Origin of the sequence: Actinosynnema sp. NPDC059797 (genome assembly GCF_042732085.1) — a bacterium.
Lineage (GTDB): Bacteria > Actinomycetota > Actinomycetes > Mycobacteriales > Pseudonocardiaceae > Actinosynnema.
Genome location: NZ_JBHWIE010000385.1, coordinates 1 through 6,365, shown reverse-complemented (window position 1 = coordinate 6,365; position 6,365 = coordinate 1). Strand labels below are relative to the sequence as shown.

At 71.1% G+C, this 6,365-nt stretch carries 5 protein-coding genes; 3 read left to right on the top strand and 2 right to left on the bottom strand.

Features of this window, described 5'->3' with window-relative positions; translation table 11 throughout:
• Nucleotides 1–24: 24 nt before the first annotated feature.
• Complete coding sequence (locus ACFV4N_RS37860; RefSeq protein WP_499677490.1) at nt 25–1,497, bottom strand: glycoside hydrolase; 1,473 nt, start codon at nt 1,495–1,497, stop codon at nt 25–27.
• 520 nt (nt 1,498–2,017) lie between these two features.
• On the bottom strand, nt 2,018–3,004 hold the full coding sequence (locus tag ACFV4N_RS37855; protein ID WP_499677489.1) for a LacI family DNA-binding transcriptional regulator: 987 nt from the start codon (nt 3,002–3,004) through the stop codon (nt 2,018–2,020).
• A 654-nt stretch (nt 3,005–3,658) separates the two neighbouring features.
• On the opposite strand from ACFV4N_RS37855, the gene ACFV4N_RS37850 reads away from it, so the two are divergent.
• From ACFV4N_RS37850 to ACFV4N_RS37840, 3 genes are all read left to right on the top strand, one after another.
• Nucleotides 3,659–4,867, top strand: a complete 1,209-nt coding sequence (locus ACFV4N_RS37850) for a galactokinase (protein WP_499677493.1) — start codon at nt 3,659–3,661, stop codon at nt 4,865–4,867.
• 130 nt (nt 4,868–4,997) lie between these two features.
• A complete protein-coding gene (gene galK, locus ACFV4N_RS37845) occupies nt 4,998–6,188 on the top strand; it encodes a galactokinase (RefSeq protein ID WP_499677492.1) in 1,191 nt (396 codons plus the stop codon).
• Nucleotides 6,189–6,238: 50 nt separating this feature from the next.
• On the top strand, nt 6,239–6,365 hold a 127-nt coding region (locus ACFV4N_RS37840), incomplete at its 3' end, for an NAD-dependent epimerase/dehydratase family protein (protein ID WP_499677491.1).

The window sequence follows — 6,365 nt, the reverse complement described above, 5'->3', positions numbered from 1 at the left end:
GACCTGCACCACGCCTTCACCGGATCACACCACGACCCCGTCGACGTGGAAGGTCTGCACTTGGCCTTCGGCGAACGCGACGCGGAGGGACTTGCCGCTGACGGTGGCGTCCTGGCGCTGGGTGTAGCGATCACCGCTGTTCGAGGTGTCGGTGGACCAGCGCGGGACCGCGCCGTTCGCTCCGCCGGTGGCCTGAGTGAAGCGGGACAGGTCGAAGGTGAGGGTCTGGGCGTTGCCGGTGTTGGCGGCCACGATGACCAGGCGGCGGGCGTTGGCGTCGTAGGCGGCGACGGCGAGGTCGCTGCCGGTGTGCAGGATCCTCATGCCGGGGCGGATGTGGCGGGTGAACTGGGCCAGCACGTAGTACTTGGTCTCGACCGCGCCGGCTTTCAGGGTGCTGCCGTCGTACTTGATGGCACCCCAGCCCCAAGTCGGGTCCATGACCTGCCAGTAGCACCAGGCGGTGGGGTGCAGCCAGTTGAAGTCCAGGAGGAGGCAGCGGGCCGTCTGCAGGCCCGAGCCGGTGCCGTCGCCGTGCTCGGAGTTCCACAGCGCCTTGCGGTCCGCGCGCACGTCGTTGAACAGCAGGTCCCGTCGGCCGCCGGTGCCCTGGTAGCCGTGCACGTTGACCTGGTTCACCAGGCCCTTGGTGGTGGAGTCGAAGCTGTTCCAGGTGGTGCGGGCGAGGTCGTAGCTGGTCTCGTCGGACGCGGAGATCTTCATCGAGCTCAAACCCTGTCGGTCGAGCTCGGTGCGCAGGTGGGCCAGGACGCTGCGCTGGGTGGTGGCGTCGATCTTGCAACCCTCTTGGGTGCCGTTGGCGTGCCAGTAGTCCGAAGACGGCTCGTTGAACGGGTCGACGGTGCGGAAGTTCACGCCCCACCGGTCACGGGCGTGGCGGGCGGTGACGGCCAGGTGGTGGGCGTGCTGGCGGTGGTTCCACGGCTGGAGGTTGGTGTTCGAGGCGTTCGCGGCCCCGGACGGGTTGTGGTTCAAGCACATCCACCACATCGGCGAGTTGGCGAACAGCTCGCTCATCGCGCCGCGCTGGGTGGCCATGACCAGCATCGCGCGCTGCTTGGCATCGGCGTTCCAGTTCCACGCCGAGGAGGTGGGGTCCTCGTTGTTCCAGTCCTGCCAGAAGCCCTCGATCTGCTTGAACCGGGGGATGTTCGGCGAGGCCGCCATGCTTTCGCCGTTGACGGTGTTCCAGCTGGACGCCCCGAGGTTGTAGCGAGCGATGTTCATGCCGAGGCCGGGCAACGCCGTGCCGTTGTAGGTGACGGTCTTGGTGGTGAAGAACAGGTCGGCGAAGGTGTCCTGGTCGCCGAACACGTTGGCCCACCAGGCGAGCGAGGTGCCCCAGCCCTCCCAGGTGCCGTAGTTGACGCCGGGGTTCACCCCGATGGTCGCGTCGCCGCGGGCGATGCCCGTGCCCAGCGCGCCGGCTGCGGCTGCAGCGCCGGCCGCGGTCAGCAACGATCTGCGGTTGATCATCATTTCTCCTTGTCGGAAGTTGCCGCCGTGCTGCGCTCGGGCGTCGGCGGGTGGACCGTGCGCGGGGTCGCCGGACCGCACCGTGCGGGAAGGGAGCGGCACGGTGCGGTCCGGCGTCGGGCCGGGGGGAGTGAGGTGCGCGAGAAGCGCGAGGTCGTTCGGTGGGTCAGCCGGACGGCGTGATCGGTCGGCTCCAGGCTCCTGCCGGTGTGCGGCGGTGCGAAGCCCCGGCCGCAGTCCCGGGGACTGCGAGGTGGTGGCCGGTCGGCACTTCGGGACCTGTCGTCCCGAGGGGGAGCGTCGGGTGGAGCAGAGGCATGGCAGCTTTCCTTCACCACGGTGTGAGAGAGGGCTGGCCCGAGCTGCGAGCGCCCGGTGGAACCGAGTGCCCCGGGGTGAGCGGCGCGTCGTGTTTACGCAAACATCGGTTGCGTGACCGTAACCCGCTGGACATCCGCGTGTCCAGTACCTGGCAACGATGTCAGTGCCGTGACGGCTTGAACTGTCGCGGGCCTGCCCGTCAGGCCGGCGGCGCCGCCGTACTGCGGCGTACGACCAGTCGGGTCGGCACGAGGGAGGTGCCGGGTTCGACCGGGCTGTTGTGGACCTGGCGCAGGACGTGGTCGACGCAGCGGCGGCCGACTTCGGTGAAGTCCTGGTGGATCGTGGTCAGCGGTGGGATGTAGGAGACGCAGTCGGGTATGTCGTCGAAACCGACCACGCTGATGTCGCGGGGGACGACCTTGCCCATCTCGTGGAACGCCCGCAGGAGGCCGAGGGCCATCTGGTCGTTGGCGGCGAACACCGCCGTGCACCCCGGTTCGTCGGCCAGGGTGAGGCCGATCCGGTAGCCGGAGTCGGACGACCAGTCGCCTCGCAGCAGCGGGGGGATCGGGCGGCCGGCCGCTTCGAGGGCCTTCTGCCAGGTGGCCGCGCGGTGTTCGGCGGCGTAGGAGTGCTCGGGGCCGGCCACGTGCCAGACGGTGTGATGTCCCAGTTCGAGCAAGTGGTCGACCGCCTGCCGAGCGCCGTCGGCCTGGTCGGTGTCCACCACGCTGTAGCGATCGCTGCCGTTGGAGTCGACGACCACCACGGGGACACCGACGGGAAGGGTGACCGTCGCGGCGTCGAGCAGGTGGATCTCCATGATCACGATGACGGCGTCGACCGCCAGTTCTCCCAGGCGGGTGAACGCGCCCATCACGCCGTCCTGAGTGGGCACGGCCACGGGGATGAGCGTGATGGCGTAGCCCTCGTCGGCGGCGTGGTCCACGATGGCCTCCAGCGTGCGGCTGTTGCCGACGGTGGAGAGGGTGAACAGGATGACCCCGATGGTGCGGAACTGGCCGTACTTCAGGGCGCGCGCCGCGCTGTTGGGCCGGTAGCCCAGCTCGCGCATCGCGGCCAACACCTGTTCGCGCGTCGAGCCGACGACGCTCGGGTGACCGTTGGACACCCGCGAGACGGTCTGCGCCGAGACGCCCGCCCGTCGGGCGACATCCGCCATCGACACCCGCCGCGAACGACGCGTCGGCGGATCGGCGGGGTTCTCCGCTGTGGGGATCGTCGAACTCACGCTGGACCACTCTTCCCACGTTGGCTCTTGACGTCGCTGCAGTGCGCTGCAACTATAACGCCCTTTTGTTTGCGTAAACATACGTGTCCTGCCGTGCGCGGGTTCACCGGTTGGTGGCGTCGGTACGGCGAGTTCCGGCTCGCTGTCCGCCTCGCGCACGACGGACCGTGTTCCGAAGCGAACGTCCCGTCACTGTCTTGACACCGGGGACGTGCGGGGATCAGGATGTGCGCGTCACAGTGATGTTTGCGTAAACATCATGGTCGAGGCCCCGGATCCGGCGGCGCTCGACCGCCCTGTTCCGTGCCGTGACGGGACATGTGAGAAGACGCCGTGCCCGCGACTTCGCCCCGGACGACCTGTCGCCTCACCCCGGGCGCGACCGGACGGGTGAGGTCGTCCGATGCCTGCGGCCCGCGACACGCGGTACACCCATGACGAGGAGATCAGTGGTGAACGGTGAAGCCGACCAGACGCCGTGCGTCACCGTCCGACGGTGCAGCTGACCGCCGACCGGGCCCCTCGGGCGCACCGGGGCTCGGTCCCGCCCTCGCGGAAGGAACGCACGTGAACGAGCACGTCCGGGTGACAGCCGCTTCCCGCCGCCGCTCGCGGGTCAGGTGGCGATCGCGCCGTGACCCCGTCGCCCGTGCCGCCGCGGTGTTCCGGGAAGAGTGGTCGCGAGAACCCGAGGTGGTCTGCTCCGCTCCGGGCCGGGTGAAGCTCGCCGGGGAGCACACCGACTACAACGACGGGCTCGCCCTGGCCGTCGCGCTGCCGCACCGCGTCGCGGTTGCCGCGGGGGCCCGTCACGACGGCCTGCTGACCGTCACCTCCGTCCACCCGCGCGGGTGGGTTCGGCGAAGCGGTCCCTTCGCCGTCGCCGACCTGGCCGTCGGCGGCGTTCGCGATCAGGCGATTCACTCGTGCGCTGTCGCGTGGGTGCTGCGCGAGCACGGGATGGCCACGGGCGCGGACCTGGTCCTGGCCGGTGACGTGCCTGCGGGAGCCGGGTTGTCGTCCGCTCGTGCCTCCGAGTGCGCTGTCGCGCTGGCCCTGCTGGAACTGTCCGGCGCGACGATGCCCGCCAGTACCGTCGCCGGCCTCGTCCGAAGGGCCGCGCACGAGTTCGTCGGCGTACCGGCGGAGCTTCTCGACCAGACCGCGCTGCTGGACTGCGTCGACGATCACGCCTTGTTCCACGACACTCGAACGGGCAGCACGGAGCAGGTTCCGTTCACCCTCGCAGGGCGCGGCCTCTCCCTGGTGGTGATCGACGTCCGACTCCAGGGTGACGTCGATCCCTTCGGCGGGCGTGCCGCACGTCGGGTGGACTGCGCCTGGGCCGCCGCGGTGCTGGGTGTGCCGGCGTTGCGCGACGTCGGCATCGGAGACCTGTCCGACGCCCTGCGGTCGCTGCCCGCGGGGCTGCACGGCGTGGTCCGACACGTGGTGACGGAGAACGACCGCGTCGTGCGGGCGGTGAACCTGCTGCGCACCGGACGTGTCTCCGACCTGGGACCGCTGTTGACCGCCGCCCACACCAGCCTGCGCGACGACCACCAGGTGTCCAGCACGACGTTGGACCTCGCCGCCGGCACCGCCATCGCCGCCGGCGCGATCGGCGCCCGCCTGACCGGCTCGGGTCCTGACGGGTCAGTCCTGGCGCTCGTGCCCTCGTACCTGCTCCAGGAGGTCGAGCACGCGGTGACCGGTGCCTTCGCCGAGAAGGGCTTGTCCCGACCGCGGGTGTGCGCCGTGACCCCGTCTGCCGGAGCACGCCGGGATCGCTGACACCGCTCGTCCGAGCCCTTCAACCGGGACAGCCGGTGGAGAACCGACCAGACGAGAACGGTCCGCCGGGTGTGGCCCCTCCCCGGCGGACCGTTCCACCAAGACGTTCGGAGAAGACGTGTTCGACCAGTTGAGCGAGCAGGGAGCCGGGGCGGGCGTCGATCAGCCTTCGCAGCGCGCCTCCACGGCGTTCCACCTGCTGCACAGAACCGCTCCCGTGGGTGTGTGGTCCGCGCCCGGTCGGGTGAACCTGATCGGGGAGCACACGGACTACAACGACGGTTTCGTGCTGCCGTTCGCGCTGCCGCACCGGACCGCGGTAGCCGCGTCGCCGCGCGACGACGGCCTGATGACCGTGGCCACGCTGCACGAGGACGGCACGCTGGAGAGGGCCGATCCGGTGGCGGTGGCCGACCTGGAGCCCGGCGCGGTGACCGGCTGGACCGCGTACCCGGCGGGCGTGGCGTGGGTGCTGCGCGACCAGGGCGTGACCGGCGGGGCGGACCTGGTGATCGCGGGCGACGTGCCGGCGGGCGCGGGCCTGTCCTCCTCCCACGCGCTGGAGTGCGCGGTCGCGCTGGCACTGCTGGGCCTGGCTGACCGGCCCGCCGACGACCTGCCCCGGGTGGCGCGCTGGGTGCAGCGGGCGGAGAACGACTTCGCCGGCGCGCCGACCGGCCTGCTGGACCAGACCGCGTCGCTGTGCTGCACCGAGGCGCACGTGCTGTTCCTCGACGTGCGCTCGTTCTCGTCCGAGCAGGTGCCGTTCGACGCCGCCGCCCACGGCCTCGAGGTGCTGGTCGTGGACACGCGGGCGAGCCACTCGCACACCGACGGCGGCTACGGCATGCGGCGGGCGGGCTGCGAGGAGGCCGCCGGGCTGCTCGGCGTGCCCGCGCTGCGGGACGTCGGGGCCGCTGACCTGGACGGCGCGCTCGACCGGCTGCCCGACCGGCTGCGGCCGCTGGTGCGACACGTCGTGACCGAGAATGAGCGCGTGCTGGAGGCGGTGGAACTGCTGCGCGCCGACCGGCTGGCCGAGCTGGGTCCGCTGCTCGACGCCTCGCACGCGTCGCTGCGCGACGACTACCGGGTCTCCGCCCCCGAGCTGGACGTGGCCGTGGACGCCGCGCGGTCGGCGGGCGCGCTCGGCGCGCGCATGGTCGGTGGGGGGTTCGGCGGCTCGGCCATCGCGCTGGTGCCCGTGGAGCGGCACGAGGAGGTCGTGGCCCGGGTACGGGCGACGTTCGCCGAGCACGGCTGGACCGCGCCGAGGACGTTCACCGCCGTGCCCTCGGCGGGCGCCGGCCGAGATGAGTGACCGATGAACGAGCACCGATCGGTAGTCGGTGGCAGAGGCGGGTTCACGAGATGAAGTTGCTCGTCACGGGTGGTGCCGGGTATGTCGGCAGCGTGTGCGCGGCGAGGTTGCCGGAGGCCGGGCACGATGTCGTCGTGCTGGACGACCTGTCCACCGGGCACGCGGACGCGGTACCGG

Coding starts and splice junctions, on each gene's coding strand:
- ACFV4N_RS37860 (WP_499677490.1), bottom strand. CDS start 1,497: ATGATCAACCGCAGATCGTTGCTGACCGCGGCCGGCGCTGCAGCCGCA.
- ACFV4N_RS37855 (WP_499677489.1), bottom strand. CDS start 3,004: ATGGCGGATGTCGCCCGACGGGCGGGCGTCTCGGCGCAGACCGTCTCG.